21 protein-coding genes are annotated in these 20,537 nt (G+C 72.8%); 3 read left to right on the top strand and 18 right to left on the bottom strand.

Going from position 1 to position 20,537, the window contains the following annotated elements; translation table 11 throughout:
• Positions 1-254: 254 nt before the first annotated feature.
• Positions 255-1,055 carry a 4,5-DOPA dioxygenase extradiol gene (ygiD, locus tag Q2K20_RS13285; protein ID WP_069388836.1) on the top strand — a complete coding sequence of 267 codons (801 nt, stop codon included), beginning with the start codon at positions 255-257 and terminating at the stop codon, positions 1,053-1,055.
• A 251-nt stretch (positions 1,056-1,306) separates the two neighbouring features.
• Here ygiD and Q2K20_RS13290 read toward each other — a convergent pair whose 3' ends face one another.
• From Q2K20_RS13290 to ftsH, 11 genes are all read right to left on the bottom strand, one after another.
• Positions 1,307-2,077, bottom strand: coding sequence for a type III pantothenate kinase (locus Q2K20_RS13290; protein ID WP_067711588.1), 771 nt, complete (start codon positions 2,075-2,077; stop codon positions 1,307-1,309).
• Between the two features lie 16 nt (positions 2,078-2,093).
• On the bottom strand, positions 2,094-2,519 hold the full coding sequence (panD, locus tag Q2K20_RS13295; protein WP_067711586.1) for an aspartate 1-decarboxylase: 426 nt from the start codon (positions 2,517-2,519) through the stop codon (positions 2,094-2,096).
• Positions 2,520-3,506 (bottom strand): pantoate--beta-alanine ligase, encoded by a 987-nt coding sequence (gene panC, locus Q2K20_RS13300; RefSeq protein ID WP_069388835.1) that lies wholly within the window; start codon positions 3,504-3,506, stop codon positions 2,520-2,522. It abuts the gene before it with no gap.
• On the bottom strand, positions 3,503-4,456 hold the full coding sequence (locus Q2K20_RS13305; protein ID WP_069388834.1) for a Rossmann-like and DUF2520 domain-containing protein: 954 nt from the start codon (positions 4,454-4,456) through the stop codon (positions 3,503-3,505). Before Q2K20_RS13305 ends, panC begins: the two co-directional genes overlap by 4 nt.
• 159 nt (positions 4,457-4,615) lie before the next feature.
• Positions 4,616-5,860: a DUF6779 domain-containing protein gene (locus tag Q2K20_RS13310; protein ID WP_181694357.1), complete on the bottom strand. Its 1,245-nt coding sequence runs from the start codon at positions 5,858-5,860 to the stop codon at positions 4,616-4,618.
• Between the two features lie 100 nt (positions 5,861-5,960).
• Entirely contained in the window at positions 5,961-6,437 is a 477-nt protein-coding gene (locus Q2K20_RS13315) for a DUF3180 domain-containing protein (protein WP_069389586.1), read from the bottom strand.
• Positions 6,434-6,964, bottom strand: coding sequence for a 2-amino-4-hydroxy-6-hydroxymethyldihydropteridine diphosphokinase (gene folK, locus Q2K20_RS13320; RefSeq protein ID WP_069389587.1), 531 nt, complete (start codon positions 6,962-6,964; stop codon positions 6,434-6,436). Before folK ends, Q2K20_RS13315 begins: the two co-directional genes overlap by 4 nt.
• Entirely contained in the window at positions 6,961-7,368 is a 408-nt protein-coding gene (gene folB / locus Q2K20_RS13325; protein WP_069389588.1) for a dihydroneopterin aldolase, read from the bottom strand. Before folB ends, folK begins: the two co-directional genes overlap by 4 nt.
• The gene (folP, locus tag Q2K20_RS13330; RefSeq protein ID WP_163375706.1) at positions 7,368-8,186 is read right to left on the bottom strand and encodes a dihydropteroate synthase; all 819 of its coding nucleotides are present in this window, start codon (positions 8,184-8,186) and stop codon (positions 7,368-7,370) included. Before folP ends, folB begins: the two co-directional genes overlap by 1 nt.
• A gap of 41 nt (positions 8,187-8,227) precedes the next feature.
• A complete protein-coding gene (gene folE, locus Q2K20_RS13335) occupies positions 8,228-8,851 on the bottom strand; it encodes a GTP cyclohydrolase I FolE (RefSeq protein ID WP_069389722.1) in 624 nt (207 codons plus the stop codon).
• Positions 8,852-8,885: 34 nt separating this feature from the next.
• Positions 8,886-11,417, bottom strand: coding sequence for an ATP-dependent zinc metalloprotease FtsH (gene ftsH / locus Q2K20_RS13340; RefSeq protein ID WP_313313081.1), 2,532 nt, complete (start codon positions 11,415-11,417; stop codon positions 8,886-8,888).
• A 146-nt stretch (positions 11,418-11,563) separates the two neighbouring features.
• Here ftsH and Q2K20_RS13345 point away from each other — a divergent pair, with 146 nt between their 5' ends.
• Positions 11,564-12,898, top strand: a complete 1,335-nt coding sequence (locus tag Q2K20_RS13345; RefSeq protein WP_275898229.1) for an amidase — start codon at positions 11,564-11,566, stop codon at positions 12,896-12,898.
• A gap of 38 nt (positions 12,899-12,936) precedes the next feature.
• Here Q2K20_RS13345 and Q2K20_RS13350 read toward each other — a convergent pair whose 3' ends face one another.
• The 6 genes from Q2K20_RS13350 to dacB all read right to left on the bottom strand — a co-directional run bounded on the left by Q2K20_RS13350 (position 12,937) and on the right by dacB (position 18,715).
• A complete protein-coding gene (locus Q2K20_RS13350; protein ID WP_096906112.1) occupies positions 12,937-13,173 on the bottom strand; it encodes a DUF1059 domain-containing protein in 237 nt (78 codons plus the stop codon).
• Positions 13,174-13,260: 87 nt separating this feature from the next.
• Positions 13,261-14,097: a sigma-70 family RNA polymerase sigma factor gene (locus Q2K20_RS13355; RefSeq protein ID WP_268091601.1), complete on the bottom strand. Its 837-nt coding sequence runs from the start codon at positions 14,095-14,097 to the stop codon at positions 13,261-13,263.
• A gap of 8 nt (positions 14,098-14,105) precedes the next feature.
• On the bottom strand, positions 14,106-15,647 hold the full coding sequence (locus Q2K20_RS13360) for an acyl-CoA synthetase (protein WP_313313076.1): 1,542 nt from the start codon (positions 15,645-15,647) through the stop codon (positions 14,106-14,108).
• Positions 15,648-15,717: 70 nt separating this feature from the next.
• The gene (gene hpt / locus Q2K20_RS13365; RefSeq protein WP_067711558.1) at positions 15,718-16,275 is read right to left on the bottom strand and encodes a hypoxanthine phosphoribosyltransferase; all 558 of its coding nucleotides are present in this window, start codon (positions 16,273-16,275) and stop codon (positions 15,718-15,720) included.
• Positions 16,276-17,334: a tRNA lysidine(34) synthetase TilS gene (gene tilS / locus Q2K20_RS13370; protein WP_410494202.1), complete on the bottom strand. Its 1,059-nt coding sequence runs from the start codon at positions 17,332-17,334 to the stop codon at positions 16,276-16,278.
• The gene (gene dacB / locus Q2K20_RS13375) at positions 17,321-18,715 is read right to left on the bottom strand and encodes a D-alanyl-D-alanine carboxypeptidase/D-alanyl-D-alanine-endopeptidase (protein ID WP_240341233.1); all 1,395 of its coding nucleotides are present in this window, start codon (positions 18,713-18,715) and stop codon (positions 17,321-17,323) included. Before dacB ends, tilS begins: the two co-directional genes overlap by 14 nt.
• A gap of 218 nt (positions 18,716-18,933) precedes the next feature.
• On the opposite strand from dacB, the gene Q2K20_RS13380 reads away from it, so the two are divergent.
• A complete protein-coding gene (locus tag Q2K20_RS13380) occupies positions 18,934-19,446 on the top strand; it encodes an inorganic diphosphatase (RefSeq protein ID WP_067711556.1) in 513 nt (170 codons plus the stop codon).
• A gap of 222 nt (positions 19,447-19,668) precedes the next feature.
• Here Q2K20_RS13380 and Q2K20_RS13385 read toward each other — a convergent pair whose 3' ends face one another.
• Positions 19,669-20,532, bottom strand: a complete 864-nt coding sequence (locus tag Q2K20_RS13385) for a crotonase/enoyl-CoA hydratase family protein (RefSeq protein WP_082923654.1) — start codon at positions 20,530-20,532, stop codon at positions 19,669-19,671.
• Positions 20,533-20,537: the final 5 nt, after the last annotated feature.

A 20,537-nucleotide genomic window follows, 5' to 3' on the forward strand; every position in this document is an offset into this window, starting at 1 on the left:
CGTGGCGGGGGCCTGCCGGTCGGGGACACCTGTGCTGGACGCGCGCGGAGGCCACCGGACCGGCTGGGGGCATTCGTCGCGTTGTCATGCGGCCATAGTAGACAGACCGGTCTATCTACCGCAAGGGCCGCCCGCGCGCGCGGGGCCGGCGCACGGGGTGGGCGCACGGGGCCGGCGCACGGGGCCGGCGTGGCGGTCGACACTGGCGCCCGGCCGGGTAGTTGATGCATCATGTATGTGAGAGAAGGAGAACCATGACCGCCTCGCCCCCCTCGACCGCCCGTCAACCCGCCGTCTTCATCGGCCACGGCGTTCCCCTCAACGCCCTCGAGGAGAACGAGTGGACCCGCCAGTGGGCCGCCCTCGGCGCATCCCTGCCCGAGCGGCCGCGGGCCGTACTGGCCGTGTCGGCGCACTGGTACGTAGGCGCCACGGCGGTCACCGCGATGTCGGCGCCGCGCACCATCCACGACTTCTACGGCTTCCCCCGCGAGCTCAACGAGTTCGAGTACCCCGCCGCGGGCGCCCCGGAGCTCGCGGCCGAGGTGGCCGAGGCCGTCAAGCCCACCTGGGTCGGCGCCGACCAGGACTCCTGGGGCCTCGACCACGGGACGTGGTCCGTCCTCACGCACGTGTTCCCCGACGCCGACGTGCCGGTGGCGCAGTTGTCGGTGGACGCGTCCAAGCCGGCGGGTTACCACTTCGACCTGGGCACCCGGCTGGCCGCCCTGCGGGATTCGGGCGTCCTCGTGCTGGCCAGCGGCAACGTGGTGCACAACCTCGCGGCGGTGGACCCGTCGCTCGGCGACGCGGGCACCGACTGGGCCCACCGGTTCGACGACCACGCACGGGAACTGCTCACCACGCGCCCCGAGGACGCCCTCGCGCTGACCGAGCACCCGGACGCCCGGCTGGCCGTGCCCACGGCGGACCACTTCCTGCCGCTGCTGTACACGGCGGGAATGGCGGCGGGCTCCAGCGAGACGCTCGACGCGTTCACCAGGGGCTACGCCTGGGGTTCGGTCTCCATGACCAGCTACCGCTCGGCGGCCTGAGCCCGGAGCCCCGGGCCCGGCCACCCTCCCGCGTCCGGCGGCCGGGCGGGCCTGAGCCACGGCCCCGGCATCCGCTCGTCCGCCTGCTCGCCCCCGACAGTCGCCTCTCTCGACGGCGTCTCGCGCGCCCCGCGGTGCAGGCCAGACGCCATCGCTGCGGGCGGCTGCGTTTCCGGCGGACAGGGGCGCGAGCGGGAGTCCATGCGCGGGAGCCCCTGCGTGTGAGGGAGAACCTCGGCGAGCTGCTCAGCTCAGGAATTGCGCTCGAACACCAACCGCAGACCCTCCAGCGCCAGTTCGGGCTCGACGTCGGTGATGGTCCGGGATTCCTCCGCCACGACGTCCGCGCGCAGCCCCGTGAGGACGACGGAGGCGTCGGCGAGCTCGGGGACGTCGGTGCGCAGCCGGTCCACGAGTGCGTCGATCTGGCCGGCGAACCCGATCACGATGCCGGCCTGAAGTGCCGCGACGGTGTTCTTGCCCAGGGCTCCCTTCGGCCGCACGACCTCGATCTTGCGCAGGGCGGCGGCGCGCTCGGCGAGGGCGTCGACGGAGATGTCGATGCCGGGCGCGATCGCCCCACCGAGCAGCTCGCCGCGGGCGGAGACGGCGTCGACGGTGGTCGCCGTGTCGACGTCGACGACGACGACGGGCCCCTCGAACAGCGTGTGGGCGGCCAACGCGTTGACCACGCGGTCCGAGCCCACCTCCCGCGGGTTGTCGACCTTGAGCGGCACCCCGGTCTTCACCCCGGGCGCGACGACGACGGCCGGAAGTCCCGGCCAGTAGTCGGCGGCCATCCGGCGCAGTTCCCCGGTGACAGACGGGACCACGGACATCGCGGAGATTCCGGTGAGCTGCTGCGCGCAGTCCCCCAGCAGGCCGCGGATGGTCAGGGCGAGTTCGTCCGAGGTCACCGCCGGTGACGTGCGCATACTCCAGGTGCGCACGAGCGGCCCGCCGCCCGGGGGGAAGATGCCGAGCCGGATGTGGGTGTTGCCGACGTCGACGGTGAGCAGCATCTTCTGTCCGCGCTGCCTAGACGGCGGCGGGCTCCGGCACGCGGGGGTTCTTCAGACCCGAACCCTCGGGCACGTCCGCGGGGTCGGTGCCCTCGGTGAGCATGCGGTTGTCGCCGTCGACGAACACCACGCGGGGGGAGTAGGCCCGCGCCTCGGCGTCGGACATCTGGGCGTAGGCGATGATGATGACCAGGTCGCCGGGGTGCACGAGGTGGGCGGCGGCGCCGTTGATGCTGATCACGCCGGAGCCGCGCTCGCCGGTGATGGCGTAGGTGGTCAGGCGGGCGCCGTTGTCGATGTCGACGATGTCGATCTGCTGGCCCTCGAGCAGGTCGGCGGCATCCATGAGGTCGGCGTCGATCGTGCAGGAGCCGACGTAGTGCAGGTCAGCCTGGGTGACGGTGGCACGGTGGATCTTGGAGTGGAGCATGGTGCGCTGCATCTACTGGCCTTCCTCGAGGTCTCGGGCCATCTCGGCCTGTTGGGCGGCGACGGTGGCCTCGGCGGCGGCGACGAAGCCGGTGCCGATCGCCACGCCGACGTTGTCGATGAGTCTGGTGGTCCCGATGCGGGCCGCGACGAGGAGCCTGCCGGGACCCTCCTCCGGCGGTTCCCCGAGGTCCCCGGCGCGCAGCTCGAGGTAGTCGATCGTGATCTGCGGCCGCTCGTCCAGGACCGCGCGGGCGGCGTCGACGACGGCCCGGCGCCCGCCCTTCGCGGCGAACGTCCCCGCCACGAGGGCGGCGTTGAGGACGGTGGCCAGTTCCCGCTCCTCGGCGGACAGGTAGCGGTTGCGGGAGCTCATCGCCAGCCCGTCCGACTCCCGGATGGTCGGGACGCCGACCACACGCACGTCCATGTCCAGGTCCGCCACCATCTGGCGGATGAGCACCAACTGCTGGTAGTCCTTCTCCCCGAAGAACGCCTGGTGGGGGGAGACGATGTTGAACAACTTGTTCACCACGGTGAGCATCCCGGCGAAGTGGCCGGGTCGCGCGGCCCCGTCGAGGATCTCACCGGTCGGGCCGGGCTGCACCGTCGTGCGGGGGCCGTCCGGGTACATTGTGGCCGCGCTGGGCGCGAAGACGAGTTCCACGCCGGCGTCGGCGAGCCGGGCCACGTCCTCGTCGAGGGTGCGTGGGTAGGCATCGAGGTCCTCGCCGGGCCCGAACTGCAGCGGGTTGACGAAGATCGACACCACCACGACCGACCCCGGCGTGCGGCGGGCCGCCTCGACCAGCGCGAGATGCCCCTCGTGGAGGGCGCCCATGGTGGGGACGAACGTGATCTGCTTGCCGACCTTGCGCAGCGACTCGGTGACCGCGCGCAGCGAGGACGGGTCGTGGTGGATGGTCAGCTCACCCCGGTTGTATCCGGTGTTCGGGCGACCGGGGACCGCGGTCCGGACCGCGAAGGTGGCGGGGGTCATCGAAGCTGCTCCGTGAGGTCGGGGGCCAAGAGGTCGGTCACGTCGGCTCCGGCCCCGACGCGGTCGGCGGTGCGCAACGCGAGCGCCCGGTAGCCGGCGGCGATTCCCCCGTCGACGTCCTCGAGGGCATCGAGGTGGCGGGAGACCGTGACGGCGTCACCGCGCATCACCGGACCGGTCAGGGCCGAGTCCCCGGAGGCCAGGACGTTGTCGAGGGCGGCCCGCAGGAGCGGCTCCAGGGTGCGGCGCGCGAGCGCCTCCGCGTCCTGCCCGAGCATGCCGTCGGGATCGCCCTCGACTCCGCCCCCGGGCAGGACGGCGAACGACGCGGCGAGCGCCTCGGCGGCGTCGTTGACGAGGGTGACGAGGTGGTTGGCGCCGTGCGCGAGGGCCGCGTGGTAGAGGGCCCGATGGGATTCGGCGACGGTGACGGGCAGGCCACCGGTCTCCATGACCAGCATCTGGCCGACGACCAGTCCGATCTCGTCCGGGGAGGTGAGCGCCCACGAGCACCCCTCCATGCGGTCGATATCGGCCGCTCCCCCGGTGAAGGTCATGGCCGGGTGCGCGGCGACGACCACGGCACCGGCGTCGGCGGCGGGGCGCAGGACTTCCGCGCCCACTGCGCCGGCCACGTGGACGACGATGTGGCCCGGACGGAAGGCGTTCACGTCGGCGAGCTCGGCCACGACCCCGGGCAGGGCCGAGTCCGGCACCGCGAGGATGAGGAGTTCGCCCGCCGCCGCCGCGCCGGCGGGATCGGTGATGCGGGCCTCGGGGAGGCGGCGGGCAGCGAGGTCCCGCGACTGCGACGAGCGTGCGACGAGGGCGGAGACGACGTGTCCCCGCCGCTCGAGCGCGGCGCCCACAGCGGTGCCCACGCGACCCGCGGACACGAGGCCGATGGACAGGCGGGCAGGGGGTGTTCCGGTGACGCCGTGGTCGGACATCTCAGGGTGCTCCAGTGCTCGATCCGTTCCAGGCCCACTCACTGATGGTGGGTCCCGGACATCTCGCAGGCGAGAGTAGTCGCGGCTGCGGCCACGAGCAGCATCAAGTGTCGTACTTCACACAACCGATGCGAGGGGCGGCGCCACCGTCGGCGCGGCTCAGTCCTCCGCGCGACGGCGGCGGCGGCCCGATGTGGATTCGGACCCCTCCCCCAGCCGCGCCATGAGTTCTGCCACCGACAGACCCGAGCCCTCGCCGTGGCGACTCGGCGAAGCCGACTCGGTGGCCGGGGCCTGCGTCGACTGCGACCGCGGCTGCGTGGCCGTCTCGCCGGCCGTGGCGGGCGACTCGTGTGTGCCGGCCTTCTCGGAGGGGGACGACTCGTGCTTGCCTGCCTTCTCCGAGGAGCCGGACGCGGCCGCGCCCCCGGACGCCACCGGGGATCCCGACGCGGCGGTCTTGTCCGACGTGGCGCCCTCGACGGCCGACGCCGCGGGCCGGGAGCTCGTGCTCGTGCTCGTATTCGCGGGCGTACGCGCGGGCTCGGGCGAGCTGGCGGGCTCGGGCCGTGCCTGCGGTCGCGAGGTGGCGCCGGAGCCGAAGCCGGAGCTGCTGCCGGCGCTGCTGCCGGCAGCGGAACGCGCATCGCGCGCGCCGGACGTGGGGCGCACCGCCGGGCGACGGGGGTCCCCCGCCGGCGTGTCGGACCGGGACTCCCGATCGGAGACCGGGGTCAGTCGCTCGGTGCGCTCGGTGCTCGGGGTGACGTCCGGACCGACGCCGGAGGCCGATGATGCGGGGGACCGCGTCGCGCCGGAAGCGGAACGGGGACCCGCGACCGGGCCGGAGTCCGATCCCGGGGCACGCCGACGGGGCGCCACCCGCTCGGACGGGACGGACGGCAGCGACGATCCCGCACCCAGCTGCCCGGCGGGACCGAGCCCACCGACCGCGAAGCGGTCCTCGGGGAGACTGACGCCCAGTGCGCCGAGCTGCTCGCGCAGCGCCGCGATCTCTTGCCTCAGTGCGACGATCGAGTCACTGGTCTCGGCGCGCACCGAGGCCCGCAGGTCCCGCTCCACGACGAGCTCGTGCTCCCGGCGGGCGGAGATCTCCCTCTCGAGCTGCAGTTCGTAGACGGTGTGCAGGTCGCGGACCCGGGCGGCCTCGGTGGCGGCCTGCCGCCGGTACCGGGCGACGAGGAACGCGCCGATGAACGCGGCCCACAGTGCGGAGAGTGTCCCGATGCGCATCCAGACCGGGTTGTCGGAGAAAACCATCACGACCGTGGCGATGATCGCCAGGAGGAGCAGCACCCCCAGGGCGATGTTCGCCAGTCCACGATCGTCGCCTCGCCCGGGGCGAGCTGACCGGGGCTTGTCCATCGCGCCGTCGGAACTCATGCCCCGCATGATACGCGGAGAATCACGGGTCACACGGGTAACCAGCGCGTGTCTGCAGTAACGGGGGCGGGCATGAGAGGACCGGTCCGGCTCGGGCCCCTCAGGCGGGGTCGGCGAGGCCGCCGTTCTCGTCGTCGTCGGGGGGCGTCTCACACGCCGATTCGAGGAAGAGTCCCGCCGCCACCAACACCGCGCCGGACACCAGGACAGCGACTGATGCGGGCAGCTCCGCGCCCGCCACCGCGAGGTCGCCGAGCCGTGACAGGAAGTACAGCGTCAGCCCGGCCCCTGCCCCGGCGCCCGCTGCGCCGAGCACGGCGGAGGCCTGTCCGAGAGCGGCGCTGCGGGCGATGGTGAGCGGGTGCATCTGGCTGCGGTCCTGCCCGACGCCGCCGTCGGAGATCGCGGCGCGGATCCGCAGGGACAGCAGCACGTCGACCACCGCGATCGCCACGAGGGTCACCCAGCCGAAGCCGATCGGGGTCACAGCGCCGAGGTAGGACCCGGTGAGAACGTAGGCGGCCACCGCCGCGACGAGCGCCACCAGGACGAGGGTGGACTTCGCGACACGCGTCATGTCACTCCCCCCGGGCCGCGGGGCGCCAACGGATCGGGCAGCCGGCGCACCGCGGCGACGTCCCCGGGATCGAGCGCGTCGAGACACTCCCGGACCGGCACCCCGTCCAGCCGGGCGGCCGGGTCGATCTCCAGCCACGGGACCATCACGAAGGCCCGCTCGGCCGCGCGGGGGTGCGGCAGCGTGAGCCTCGGGTCGTCGGACGCCACCGGCTCACCGCCCAGCTCGGCGGTCACCACGTCCACGTCGAGGGTGCGCGGACCCCAGCGCACCTCGCGGGTCCGGCCTGCGGCCCTCTCGCGGGCGAAACCCCACTCGAGGACGTCGGTCGGGGAACCGGGATGGTCGACGACGAGGACGGCGTTGAGGAAGTCGTCCTGCTCGACGCCGCCCCACGGCGGGGTGGCGTACACCGACGAGACCGCGCGCAGGATGCCGTCCGCGGCCGCGGCGTCGACGACCCCCCGCAGCAGCGAGAGAGCGTCCCCCTGGTTGCCGCCGATCGACAGCACCGCCCGGCAGCTCACCGCGCTCCCCCCGCGGCGCTCCCGCCCGCGCGCGAGCGGTGGGCCACGACGGCGACGTCGGCGAACTCCGCCGGGATCGGCGCCTGGGGCTTGTGCAGGGTCACCTCCACCGCGTCCGCACCAGGGGCCATCTCCATGATCCCGTCGGCGATCCTCGAGGCGACGGTCTCGATGAGGTCGAGCGATGGTCCGGCCACCACATCACGGGCGAACAGGGCCAGCGCCCCGTAGTCGACGGTGTCGGCCAGGTCGTCGGACGCGGCGGCGGCCGTGAAGTCGGTCCACAGGACGAGGTCGACCAGGAAGTCCTGGCCGTCCCGCTTCTCGTGCTCGAAGACCCCGTGCGTGCCGCGCACCTTCAGGCCCCGCAGTTCGATCCGGTCGAGTTCGCTGCGATCCGCCATCAGTTCACCCCCGCCCGTCCGGCCGCCCACGCGGCGGCCACCCTCACCGCGTCCGCACTGGGGCCCACGTCATGGACCCGGACCGCCCACGCGCCGGCGGCGGCGGAGAGCGACGTGATCGCGGCCGTCGCCGGATCGCGGCCCGCCACCTCGCGCGGTCGGGCGTCCGATCCGGGCAGCAGCGACCCGAGGAACCGTTTGCGGGACGCGGCGACGAGTACCGGGAACCCCAGCTCGATCAGTCGGTCCAGCCCGTGCAGCAGCGCCCAGTTGTCGTCGGCGTCCTTGGCGAAGCCGAGGCCCGGGTCGAGCACGATGCCGGCGGCGTCGACCCCCGCGGCGATCGCGGCGTCGGCGCGGCGGGCCAGGTGGTCGCGCACCGCACCCACGACGTCCCCGCCGTAGTCGGATCGGCCTCCCGCGCCGGCGCGGTACTCGTCCGGAGACACCCAGTGCATGAGGATGACGGACGCTCGGTGCTCGGCCACGACCCTCAACATGTCGGGGTCGGCGAGCCCGCCCGAGACGTCGTTGACGATCGCGGCGCCCTCCTCGAGGGCACGCGACGCCACCCCGGCGCGCATCGTGTCAACCGAGACCGGCGCGAGGCCGGACACCGCACGAACCAGCGGGACGACCCGCTGCTCCTCGTCCGACTCCTCGACGCGGAGGGCGCCGGGCCGGGTGGACTCCCCACCGATGTCGATGAGGTCGGCGCCGTCGGAGACCATGCGTCGGGCGTGCGCGACGGCATCGTGATGCGCGAGGTGGCGCCCACCGTCGGAGAAGGAATCGGCCGTGACGTTGAGGACGCCCATCACCGCGCACCGGTCCGGGCGGGGCAGCAGACCGGGCGCGCTCACGTCCCGCGCAGGAGGCCGAGCGCCTCCGCCCTGGTGGAAGCGTTGGTCCGCATGTTGCCGCGGACGGCCGAGGTGGTGGTGACCGCCCCCGCCTTCCGGATCCCCCGCATCGACATGCACAGGTGCTCGCACTCGATCACCACGAGCACGCCCGAGGGCGCGAGCCTGTCGACCAGCGCGTCGGCGACCTGACTGGTGAGCCGTTCCTGGACCTGGGGCCGCTTGGCGTAGAGATCCACCAGTCTGGCGAGCTTGCTCAGACCGGTGACCGCCCCGGACTGTCCCGGGATGTAGCCGATGTGGGCGACGCCGTGGAAGGGCACCAGGTGGTGTTCGCAGGTCGAGTAGATGGGGATGTCCCGCACCAACACGAGCTCGCGGTGGTCCTCGTCGAAGGTCCTGGACAGCACCTCCGACGGGTCTGTGTACAGCCCGGAGAAGACCTCGCGGTAGGCCCTGGCCACCCGCGCGGGTGTGTCCTGCAGCCCCTCGCGCTCCGGGTCCTCGCCCACGGCGATCAACAGCTCGCGGACCGCGGCCTCGGCGCGCTCGGCATCGAAGACCCGCCCCGTGGGGAGCGACCGGGCATCGGCGGCGGGTATGTGGTCAGGCGTCGTCATTCATTCCTCTTCTCGCACGGAGTCGACCGTGCGGTCAGTCCTCACGTTCCCACGGCGCACGCCAGTCGGCGTCCTTGTCCTCACGGCGGTGCGAACCGCGGTCCACGACGCCCGGGATCGACCCGCCGGACTCGTCGCCGTCACCGCCGTCGCCCACCGCCGACCACGCCCGGGTCGGGGCCTCGGACGGCCCCTCGCTCCGACCGGCCCGTTCCGGACCGTCAGCGCTCCCGGATCCGTCCGTGCCCCCGGTTCCGTTGGTGCTCCCGGAGCCGTCGTTCCTCTGCAGGCCCTCGGGCACGGCCGGCAGGCGGGTGGTCTCGGCCCCGCTCGGCCCCCGGTCACCGTGGTGCGCGGGCTGACGCGGGGGCCAGCCCGGCGCCGACCAGCCCGGGGGCGGCGGCGTGCCGTAGGCCGGGATACCGGTCGGACGTTGCCCGCCGCCGGCGGTCGCGCCGCGGCCCGAACCGCCACCGGGCATCCCCACAGGGGCGCCCACGCCGTTGCGGTCACCCCCGTGGTCGCCGGGGCCGTCCGCCTCGCCCGGATCACGGTCGTCCTCGGCGTCGCGGCCGGCCGGGAGGACCGGCATGGCGAACGGATCGGTCACCGGCGGGGGCCACGGCTCGCCACGCTCCCTGGCCAGTTCCCCCGGGGTCTTGATGGGCGGACGGGCCGACGGGATGCGTCCACCGAAGTCGTCGAACTCGGTGATCCGCGGCCGCTTGACCACGTCGGCGAACAGCCTCTCGAGGTCGTCCTGCCGCAGGGTCTCCTTCTCGAGGAGCTCGCCCGCGACCGCGTCGAGGATGTCGCGGTTGGACTCGAGGACCTGCCAGGCCTCGGTGTGGGCGGAGTCGATGATGCGGCGCACCTCGTCGTCGATGATCTTGGCGACCTCGGGCGAGTACTCCCCCGCCGCGGAACCGCCGCGGCCGAGGAACGGGTCCCCGCCCTCGCCGCCGTACTTCACCGCACCGAGCTTCGCGCTCATGCCGTACTCGGCGACCATCGTCCGCGCGATCCGGGTGGCCTGCTCGATATCCGAGCTGGCGCCCGAGGTGGGCTCGCCGAAGACGTACTCCTCGGCAGCGCGGCCACCCATCGCCATGACGACGCGGGCGATCATGTCCGCCCGGGTCATCAAGGACTTGTCGTCCTCGGGGACCACCAGTGCGTGACCACCGGTGCGCCCACGCGCGAGGATGGTGACCTTGTGGACGGGCTCGAGGTCCTCCATCGCCCACGCCGCCAGCGCGTGGCCGGACTCGTGGTACGCGGTGACCTTCTTCTCGTGCTCGCTGATCACACGGTGCTTGCGGCGGGGTCCGCCCACCACCCGGTCGGTGGCCTCCTCGAGGATGTCGATGTCGATCTCGTCGCGACCCAGCCGGGCCGCGAGCAGGGCGCCCTCGTTGAGCACGTTGGCCAGGTCCGCGCCCGACATCCCGATCGTGCGCCTGGCAAGCGAGGTCATGTTGACGTTCTCGGCCAGCGGCTTGCCCGCGGAGTGGACGGCGAGGATCGCCTCGCGACCCTTGAGGTCGGGATTGGTCACCGGGACCTGGCGGTCGAAACGCCCCGGCCGTAGCAACGCCGGGTCGAGGACGTCCGGACGGTTGGTCGCGGCGATCATGATGACGGTCTCGCGGTCGCTGAACCCGTCCATCTCGACCAGCAGCTGGTTGAGCGTCTGCTCACGCTCGTCGTGGCCGCCGCCGGTGCCCGAGCCACGGTGCCGACCCACCGCGTCGATCTCGTCGACGAACACGATGCAGGGCGCGTTCTGCTTGGCCTTCTCGAACAGGTCGCGCACCCGCGAGGCGCCGACACCGACGAACATCTCGACGAAATCCGAACCCGAGATCGAGTAGAACGGCACCCCGGCCTCACCCGCGACCGCGCGGGCCAGCAGGGTCTTGCCCGTTCCGGGCGGGCCGTAGAGCAGCACACCGCGCGGGATCTTGGCGCCGAGACGCTCGTAGCGCGCCGGGTTCTGGAGGAAGTCCTTGATCTCGTTGAGTTCCTCGACCGCCTCGTCCTCGCCCGCGACGTCGGTGAACGTGGTCTGGGGCATGTCCTTGGTGAACTCCACGGCGCGCGACTTGCCCACGCCGAACAGTCCGCCCTTGCCGCCCTGCATGCGGGACATGAAGTAGAACAGCAACCCGAACAGGATGAGCATCGGCAGCAGGAACGAGAGCATCTGCGACAGGAAACCCTGCTGGTTGACCGCGGTGTCGTACTTCTCCGGCTCCGCCGCGGCCACCCGGTCGAAGACCTGGTCCGCCGCCCGCTCCGGGTACTTGGCGAGGAGCTTGTCGGTCTCGTCCGCTCCGTCCTCCGGGGCGATCGGGGTCTCGAGCGTGAGCCGGAGCTGCTGCTCCCGGTCCTCGATCAGCGCCTCTTTCACGTTCCCCGCGTCGACCTGCGCCAACGCCACCGACGTGTCGACCTCGGCGTAGTCACGGTCATCTCCTGTGAAGAACGAGAAGCCGACGATCGCCAGGATGATCACGCCCGCGATCGCGACGTTGCGGAAGACGGTATTGCTCTTGCGTTCCATTCGGTCCTCGTGTGGAAGGACGGCCCAGCCGGTCGACGGGCCCGGTCGTGCATCCGACTTCGTCGGTATCGCCCCAGGCTACCCGCCGAGCGGGGCCTCCCACCGTGATGATCGCCATGGGCGGACACCGCCGGGGTCGTACGATCATGGCCGTGACCACCGACCCCCTCTCCGCCGCCGAGACCGCCGAGGCCGTACGCACCGGTGCCGTCGGCGCGCTGGCCACCCTCGACGCGGCTTTCGACCGGGTGGGCGACCTCGACCCCTCGCTGCACGCCTTCACCTCCCTGCTGCGGGCGGACGGCCGCGCGGCCGGGGCCGCCGTCGACGCCGCGAGCCCGGCCGACCGTGCGGCACTGCCCCTGGCCGGGGTATCGCTGGCCGTCAAGAGCACCGTCACCCTGGACAACCCGGTCGTCGCCCCCCTGCTGGCCGCGGGCGCGGTGCCGGTGGGCATCACCGCGGCGCCCCAGCTGTGCGCCTGGGGGATGACCGACTCCGACGCCCACGGGATCACCCGCAACCCGCGCGACCTCGCCCTGTCCGCCGGCGGGTCCTCCGGGGGGTCCGCGGCGGCGGTGGCCTCGGGCATGGTCCCGCTCGCGGTGGGCGACGACGGGATGGGGTCCCTGCGCATCCCCGCCGCGGCGTGCGGGATCGTCACCATCAAGCCGGGGCCCGGTGTCGTCCCCACCCGCCTGGCCGGCGACAACTGGGGCGGCCTGGCCGAATCCGGTCCGCTGGCCAGGACCGTCGGCGACGTCGCGCTGGCCCTGTCGGTGATGGCCGGTCGTCCGGAACTCGCGGACGTCGGACCCGTCCCCGGCGGGACGCGTATCGGCATGTCCGTGGCCAGCCCGATCCGGCTGGGCCGCGATCTGGTGCGCATCCACGCGCCCTGGACGCGCGCGGCCCGGGAGGCCGCGGAGGTGCTGCGGGGGGCCGACCTCGTCGTCGTCGACACCACCCTGCCCTCCCCCACCGACCCCGTGCTCTATCTTGCGCGCTGGACCACCGGCGTCGCACGGGCGGCGGAGGACGAGAACCTGCCCCTGTCCGCGATGGAGCGACGCACCCGGCACCACGCACTGCTCGGCCGGACGGTCTTCCGTCGCGGCGGCGCGGGAGACGGGGACACCCGCTGGAACCGTGGCGTGGAGACGCTCCGCGCGGAGGTCGAACGGGCGATGGACTCGGCGGGGATCGACGTGTGGCTCACCCCGTCGCTGGCGGACGTGCCACCCGAGGCGACCGACTGGCACCGACGCTCCTGGGGCCGGTCATTGTGGGCGTCGATGAGGTTCTCCCCGTTCACCCCGCTGGCCAACGTGCTCGGTTGGCCCGCCGTGTCCGTCCCGTGCGGCACCACCCACACCCCCCTCGGCCGGGTCCTGCCCACCTCGGTCCAGCTCGTCGGGCGGCCCGGTTCGGAGGCGACGCTGCTCGCGCTGGCGGCGGTGATCGAGAGCGGCGGTCGCTGACACCGGCCGGCAGGGGCGGGTCGGCGGGCCGCGTGGCGTCAGTCCTCCGGCAGGTCGGCGAACCTCTTCTTGACGTCCCGGTACCACCCGAGTGACTGCCGCGGCCGCCGCCACCGGGTCTTCATGTCCTCGCGCGCCGGCACGTGGGCGTCGTCGCCGGCCCCGACGCGCTCCTTGAGGTGGGCGTCCTGGGCGTTGATCACGTCGTCCGCGGTGTCACCGCGGTGCGGCAGATCGCAGGGGCCACCCAGGTCCTTGCAGGTCATGGTCTTCATGGGGTCGATCCTCCCTGTCCGGGCGACGCCGGAGCGCGTCGCCTCACCCTGATGACGAGCGGGCGGCCGGAACTGTGACCGCCCCGCTCATCTCGGCTCGCCGTCGCTGCGGCGGCGGATCGCGGCGAGCACGTCCGGGTCCGCACGGAAGTCGATGCGCCTGACCACGCCGCCGGCGATCCGGAAGTCGAACGCCACCCGGGCCACGCCGCGATCGAACCACGCCGCGCCCGGCCGCCCGTGGACGAACACCGGCAACGCCGCGGCGGCTGCCCCGTCGAAGAACTCCGCCACCGCGTCGCGGCCCTCGATGCCGACCGGGGTACCGAGACTGACGGCGATCGGATCACCGACCACCACCACGTCCGGCGCGAGGAGACCGAGCAGCCGGGTGAACTCGCCGTTGCGCGCGGCGTCGAGGAAGGCGTCGACGACGACCCAGTCCGCCTTCCGGGCGCCGGGACCCGCTCCCGCGAGCTTCGCGCGCGCCCTCGACGCCTGTTTGCGGGCCGCGGCCGGTGAGCAGTCCAGCACGTCGGCGATCGTGGCGAAGTCGACCGAGAACGAGTCGTGCAGCACGAACACCACCCGCTCGGCCGGGGCGAGTCGGTCGAGCACGACGTGCAGCGCCGCGCCCATGGAATCCGCGAGGAGCACCTCCTCGGACGGGCCCGGCTCCGGCGCCGGCCTGTCGACGGGCTCCGTCGGGGGCGGGACGACGGCCTTGAGCCGGTCCAGGCAGAGGCGGGTCACCACGGTGGTGAGCCAGGCCGGGAGTGAGTCGACCGCCCGCGTGTCGGCCCGCGCCAGCCGGAGCCACGCCTGCTGCACCACGTCCTCGGCCTCCGCCGGGTCGCCGAGCACGCGCGCGGCGATCCGGACGAGCCGGGGGCGTTCACTCTCGAATTCGGAGGTGCGGTCCATACCCCTCGCTAGGCGCTCGTGTACTGCTGCACGATCCGACGCTTGACCAGTTTGCCGGTGGGGGTGCGGGGCAGTTCGTCCACGAAGTCCAGGCCTCGTGGGATCTTGAAGTCGGAGATCTTCCCGCGTAGGGCGCCGAGGATCTCGTCGGCGAGACCGGGCTCGCCCGCGCGGTCGGCGGCCGGCACCACCACGGCGTGGACCCTCTCCCCCATCTCCTCGTCCGGGATCCCGATCACGGCGACGTCCTCGACCGCCGGGTGCAGGACCAGAGCGTTCTCGATCTCCTGCGGGTAGATGTTCACCCCGCCCGAGATGATGGTGAACGCCTTGCGGTCCGTGAGGTAGAGGAAGCGGTCCTCGTCCAGGTAGCCCACGTCGCCGAAAGTGGACCAGTTGGGGTGTTCGGGGTGGAAGACGGACGCCGTCTTCTCCGGGTCGCCGTGGTACGAGAAGGTGCCCTCGTCCTGCTGCCAGTAGATGGTGCCGATCTCGCCGGTGGGCACCTCGTTGCCCTCCTCGTCGCAGATGTGCGCGATGCCCTTGAGCCCGTCGCGGCCCACCGACCCGGGACGTTCGAGCGCCTCCTGTGAGTTGATGAACGTGATTCCCATGCCCTCGGTGGCCGAATAGTACTCGTGGATCACCGGGCCCCACCACTCGATCATCCGCCGCTTGACCTCGGGCGGGCACGGCGCGGCGGCGTGGATCGCGTGGGTCATGCTGGACACGTCGTAGCGCGCCCGCGTCTCCTCCGGCAGCTTGAGCATGCGCACGAACATCGTCGGCACCCACTGGGAGTGCGTCACCCGGTACTCCTGGATGAGTCGCAGCGCCTCCTCGGCGTCGAAGCGGTCCATGAGGATCACGGTCCCGCCGACGGAGTTGACCACGCCGCAGAACCGCAGCGGGGCCGCGTGGTACAGCGGCGCCGGGCACAGGTAGATGCTGTCGGCGTCGAAGGCGTACAGGAAGCTGAACACCGGCGTGTAACTGTCCGGAACCTCGTCGATCTGCCCCTCCGGCGGGTCGACGCGCACACCCTTCGGCCGGCCGGTCGTACCGGAGGAGTAGAGGAAGTCGTGGCCTCGGGGTTGGTCGGCGGGCGGCTCGGTCGACTTGTCCTCGAGCAGCGCCCGGTAGTCCTCGAACCCCTCCAGCGCACCGCCGAACACCACGCGGTGCTCCACGCCCGGATGAGCATCCGGGGAGACGTCGACGTGGTCGGCGACCGGCGCGGAGACGAACAGCGCCCGGGCCCCGCAGTCGCCGATGATGTACGACGACTCGTCCGCCGTGAGGTGGTGATTGATGGCCGCGATGTACAGGCCGCAGCGCAGGGCGGCCCAGTAGATCTCCAGCATCTCCAGAGTGTTGTCCGAGATCACGGCGATCGTGTCACCGGGACGCAGCCCCCAGTCGTCGGTCAGGAGATGCGCGAGCTGCGCGGAACGGGCCTCGAGCTCGGCGTACGTGATCTGCTCACCCGTCGCCGGGCGGATGGCCGCGGGTTTGTCGGGAGTGGTGGCGGCGAAGGTTCCTGGAAACATGCTGCCAGACTAACCGCTGAACGTGATCTGGATCACGAATCAGACAGATACGTGTCCAGCAGTCGTCGCGTCAGGAGTACATGCGCGGGTGCAGCCTGCCGATGTACGGCAGATCGCGGTAGCGCTCGGCGAAGTCCAGGCCGTAACCCACCACGAACTCGTTGGGGATGTCGAACCCGATCTCCAGGATGTCCAGGTCCGCCTTCACCGCGTCGGGCTTGCGCAGCAGGGTGACGATCTCCAGCGACCGCGGGTTGCGGGTGCGCAGGTTGCGCATGAGCCAGGACAGGGTCAGCCCGGAGTCGATGATGTCCTCGACGATGATCACGTCACGGTCGGCGATGTCGCGGTCGAGGTCCTTGAGGATCCGCACCACACCGGAGGAACTGGTGGAGGAGCCGTACGAGCTGACGGCCATGAACTCCATCTCGGACGGGATGGGCAGGGCCCGGGCGAAGTCGGAGACGAAGATCGCGGCGCCCTTGAGGACGGCGACCAGCACGACCTCCTTCTCGACGTCCGCGTAGCGCTCGCCGACGGTGGCGGCCATCTCGGCGATCCGCTCGCGGATCGACTCCTCGTCGAGCAGGACCGATTCGATCTCGTCCGCGTACTTGTCCGTGGTCATCTACGTCCCCGCTCCGCTCGCCCGGTCGTTCTCCAGGACCACCTTTCCACGTCGGCGCCGGGCGACCAACCTGGCCGAGGGCCCCGCCCCACCCGCGCCCGCGGGCCCGGTGCCACCGACCGCCACCCCGCCCTGCCCGCGCCAGTCGGTGACGAGCGCGGCCACCGCCGTCAGGTGCGCGTACGCGGGTGAGGTGACTCCCCGCGCCAGCAGCCAGCGGCGCAGGACCCGGGTCAGCACGGCCGTCGACAGGGGTTCCAGCCGGCTCACCTCCAGGGCGCCGTCGTCGCCGACGGGCACGGCCGCCGCGAGACGCTCCAGCTCGTCGTCGTCGACCCCCAGCAGTGACGCGGTGCGCGCCAACCCCTCCGCGACACCGCCACCCAGCACGTCCTCGAGCAGCGGCAGGACCTCGTGCCGCAGGCGCACCCGGGTGAACGCCGGGTCGGTGTTGTGCGGGTCCTCCCAGAACCCCAGGCCGAGGTCGCGGCACGCGGCGCGGGTGTCGGCGGCGCGGACCCCCAGCAGCGGGCGCCCCCACGGTGCGTCCCACGGCGCCATCCCGCGCAGCGAGCGGGCGCCGGAGCCGCGGCCCAGCCCCAGCAGGACGGTCTCGGCCTGGTCGTCGAGGGTGTGGGCGAGCAGCACGGGCCGTCCGCGGCGCGCGGTGTCGAGCGCGGTGTAGCGCGCCGCGCGGGCGGCGGCCTCGGGGCCGGAACCCCTCTGATCCACGACGACGACGAGGACCTCCGCCTCTGCGCCGAGCCCGCGGGCCGCGGCGGCCGCGTCCCGGGCCACCTGATCCGACCCCTCCTGCAGACCGTGGTCCACCACGAGGGCGGTCACGGCGACGAACTCGACGGCGGCCGCGGCGGTCAGCGCCAGCGAGTCCGCTCCCCCGGACAGTCCGACGCACACCTCGTCACCGAGCTCGGGGTGGGCGCGGCGGAACGCCCGCAGCGCCGCGCGCACGGTCCAGGCCGGGCCGGTCCAGGCCGGGCCGGGCCGGTCCCCACCGGTCCGGGCGGGGTGCCGGCGAGCGGGGTCAGCGGCAGCCACAGGCGCTGATCTCGGCGGCGATCCGGTCGAGGACCGGGCGCGCGACGGCGGGGTCGGTGCCGGAGGACAGCAGGGCGAAGCTCATGGTGCGGCCGTCGGTGCTGGTCACCGAGCCCGCCAGGGTGCTCGTCCCGGCGAGGGTGCCGGTCTTGGCGCGCACCCAGCCGGCGCCGGCGGCGGCGGGGCCGGTGAACCGGTCGACCAGCGTCCCCGACCCGGCGGCCACGGGCAGGGTGTCGAGCAGGTCGCGCATCTCGCGGGTCGCGTCGGGTGCGGAGGCGGTGCGCAGGACGTCGGTGAGCACGGCCGCCGAGATGCGGTTGCCGTTGCTCATGCCGGAGCAGTCGTCCAGGCGCACCCCGGACATGTCGAGGCCACGGTCGGTGAGCGTGTCGAGCACGGCGGCGGTCCCGGCGGCGAAGTCGACCGGATCGTCCGGGTCGCGGTCCAGCGCCACCTCGCGGCAGATCGCCTCGGCCAGCACGTTGTCGGAGTGCACGAGCATCGAGCGGAGGCGATCGGTGAGCTCCGCCGACGACACCCTGCCCAGCTCATCGGTCGTCTCCACCGGGTCGGAGGCGACCCGCACGCGCTCCGGGTCCACGCCCAGTTCGCGGGCCAGGGCCCTCCCGGCCGCGAGGGCGGGTTCGGTCGTGCGGGGCGAGTACTCGTCGGCCGGATCGAGGCGGCCGGAGTCGAGCATCCACGCCTCGATGGGCGCGATGTTGCCGGCCGGGATCTCCGACGGGGGCCAGCCGGGGCCCAGCCGCGGCCCGGTGTACGGGCCCGGGTCCACGACGATGCGCGCCGGGGCGAGCCCGGCGTCGCGGACGACGTCGGCGGCCTGTGTGAGCGTGGCCGCGCCGGGGAAGAGCGGACCGGGCTCGGCGCCGCCGGACATGGTGGGGTCGCCGCCGGGGACCACGACGAGCGTGTCCGGTTCGGCGCCGCGGGCGAGGACCGTGTCGACGCGGGTGTCGCCGGGCAGTCTGCTCAGCGCGGCGACCGCGGTGAGCAGCTTGGTCGTGGACGCGGGGACCTTGGCGTCGCGAGGGCGGCGCTCCCACAGGACCTGTCCGGTCGCGTCGTCGACCACGCTGGCGGTGAGGTCGCCGACCGCCGGGGACGCCGCGAGGGGGCCGAGGATCTCCTCGAGGGCGGCGGGGTCCGGCAGGGGCGCCGAGTCGTCCGCCGCGTGCAGTCCGGGGTTCAGCTCCGCCGTGGTCTGCGCGGGGGCGCCGACGACCGCGCGGACGTCGTCCTCCACGTCGGTGAACAGCGCCGCCGCGACGAGCCCGGCGACCAGGAGTACGACGACGACGAACACGACCCCCGCCCGCCACACGAGCCCACGCCCGCGCCACACTCCGCGCTCGGTCACTCGTGCCCACCCTCCCGGACGCTGTCGCCTCCACTGTCACCGCCACCGGTCGCCACCGGCGGCTGCCGACGCTACCCTCGCCTGCCGTGCGTCGGACCCACGCTAGCGGCCCGCGTGACGGCGGCCACCCCCGGCGCCGGGGCCGCCTACTAGAATCGGCCCGGATTGTCCGGGAGAGCCGTCCCGGGTCCGGAGAATGACGATTTGTGAGGTAGCCCGTGACCGTCGAAGTGACCATCGAGATCCCCAAGGGTTCGCGTAACAAGTACGAGATCCACCACGAGACCGGCAAGATCTATCTCGACCGTTTCCTCTTCACCTCGATGGGCTACCCGGCCGACTACGGCTACATCGACAAGACCCTCGCCGACGACGGTGACCCCTGTGACGCCCTGGTCCTGCTCGACGAGTCCGTCTTCCCCGGCGTGATCGTCAAGTCGCGCGTCGTGGGCGTCTACACCATGTCCGACGAGGCCGGTGGCGACGACAAGCTGCTGTGCGTCCCCGCCCTGGATCCGCGCTGGGAGCACATCCAGGACGTCGACGATGTCCCGGACTTCGAGCTCAAGGCGATCGAGCACTTCTTCCTGCACTACAAGGACCTCGAGCCGGGCAAGCACGTCACCCCGGGCGAGTGGCGGGACAAGGCCCATGGCGAGAAGCTCATCGCCGAGGGCCTCGAGAACTTCACCGAGCACCCCGAGGAGAAGGCCGAGCCCTTCCGCGGCTGACGCCGTCTGGCCCGGCACCGGACGCGTGCCGGGCCGTGCCGGGCCGTGCCGTGCCGTGCCGTGCCGTGCCGTGCCGTGCCGTGCCGTGCCGTGCCGTGCCGGGACGCCGAGAAGAGCATTTCGCTCGTGTCGCCCGAGTAGCGATGTGCGAAACACTCTTCTCGGCGGGGCTGGCTCCTCTGTGGGGCGCTCCTTTGTGGGGCGCTCCTCTGTGGGGCGCGGTCAGCGGCCGGTGTACCGCGCCTCGCGCTTCTCCAGCGTCGAGCCGATGGCCTCCATCATGTCCGCCGAGGCCAGGAAGCCGGCGTTCCACGTCGCGACGTAACGGTTGGACTCGTAGATCGGCCCCTCGATCGCCCGGTTGAGGACCTCGCGGGTACCGCGGACCACCAGTGGCGGGTTGTCCGCGATCTCGGCGGCCGTGGCGTGGGCCGAGTCCAGCACCCCGGCGGCGTCGTCGGCGACGTGCGTGACCAGGCCGTAGCGCAGCGCGGTCTCCGCGTCGATGTCGCGCCCGGTCAGCGCCAGCTCGCGGGTCAGCCCGGAGCCGATGATGTACGGCAGGCGCCCGAGCGAGCCCATGTCGGCGACGATGCCCACCTTGACCTCGCGGACCGAGTAGCTCGAGTCCGCCGAACCGTGGCGGACGTCGCAGGCCGAGATGAGGTCCATGCCGCCGCCGATGCAGCGGCCCTGGATCGCGGCGACGGTGGGCGTCCTGGCCGACGCGACGGCGTCGACGGCGCGGCGCATGTTCTCCACGAAGTCCAGGATGCGCTCGTTACGCGAGGCGTCCGGGGTCGTGTCCTCGGGCAGGAACTCCATGAACTGCGGCATCATCGCCATCAGGTCCAGGCCGTACGTGAAGTTGCGGCCCTCGCCGGCGAGCACGACGGCGCGGACCCCGGGGTCGGCGTCGAGCTCGGCCATCACGCGGGGCATCTCGGCCCAGAAGTCCGGGCCCATCGCGTTGTTGCGCCCCGGGCCGATCAGCGTCACCTGGGCGACGTGCGGGTGACGGGCACCCTTCTCGATACGGACGGAGGCGTACTCGCCGGGAGCGGCTGAGGTGTCTGGAGTGCTCATGGCCC

The organism is Dietzia sp. IN118, from assembly GCF_032905965.1.
Lineage (GTDB): Bacteria > Actinomycetota > Actinomycetes > Mycobacteriales > Mycobacteriaceae > Dietzia > Dietzia kunjamensis.